At 67.3% G+C, this 1,022-nt stretch carries 1 protein-coding gene; it reads right to left on the bottom strand.

What is annotated here, in order from left to right; all coding sequences use genetic code 11:
• Positions 1 to 242: DUF8617 domain-containing protein (locus C1I98_RS44835; RefSeq protein WP_233508585.1), on the bottom strand; the 242-nt coding region annotated here is incomplete at its 3' end.
• Positions 243 to 1,022 lie beyond the last annotated feature (780 nt).

The following is a 1,022-nucleotide window of genomic DNA, read 5'->3' as shown; positions in this document are numbered from 1 at the left end:
GGATCCTGGTACGCCCGCGAATACGCACTATGCCAGTCATCAAGAGCCGCCCAGTAACCCCACAGCCGACCACAGCCGGGACACCGGAACATCGAGGTACATGCCAGGTAGGCGTCCTCAGCGTCAACGGCCCCCTGGAAGCGATCGAAATCGCCGTCCGACATGATTTTCCATTCAAGCGGATCGGGAATCTCCCCGGAAACCCTGATCAGCCCACCATACGCACACTCGAACTTGGTCACCCGGCACCGGTCCCCCCGTCCAACCGGTCGAGCCGCCCCACTTCATCAAGTGCCTGCCTATCCCACCCGGAACCGGCCAGCATAATGCACAGCTTGATGGTGAAATCATCCAACGGCAGAGTCGCAAGCGCCATGCCCGTCTGTCTCCTACCAGCCGTGGTGTTCAACCAGACGCCGACCTCACACGAACAACGCCACTACGTTATCGCCCCGCCTCACGATTCACCGGATAATTCACATCAAACCCACAATGAGGGTGCCAGCCGGCGATCCACCCCTCGCCGCCCCGTCGAAGGCGTTGGAGCGGCGGGCGGGCAACGGGGGAACGCGCCGGACGGGCGCGATGGCCGGGAAAGGAGCCGGTTCGGCCGGTGCTCGGTACGGCGCGCAGCCACATCGCCCGCGAAACACCGAACGCCAGGACGGTACCGGGCACGAGCGGCGGCGGGCAGGAGGCCCCGCCGTACCGATACACAGCACACGACCTCAGCGGACGCTTCAGCACGCCCGAAGACCGCCTCCCAGGCGAGTCCAGCCCACGCCACCAGGACCGCACCGGGCACGAGCGGCACCGAGCAGAGGGGCGGCCCGCCGTACTGATACGCGGCGCACGATTTCGGCACGCCCCAGGACCGCCTCCCGGGCGAGGCCGGTCCGCGCAAGAAGAGACGATGTGGCGGGGCGGGTAGTCGGGATCGGGCTCCGCGGCGCTCGCCCCATGCCGCGTGTGCGGGGGGCGAGCAAGCCGAGCGGCCGAAGGTGTCAGGGCAGCGGTGAGGT

The organism is Spongiactinospora gelatinilytica (genome assembly GCF_003236385.1).
Lineage (GTDB): Bacteria > Actinomycetota > Actinomycetes > Streptosporangiales > Streptosporangiaceae > Spongiactinospora > Spongiactinospora gelatinilytica.
The sequence above is the reverse complement of the archived record's forward strand: the minus strand, read 5'-3'. Positions and strand labels throughout refer to the sequence as shown.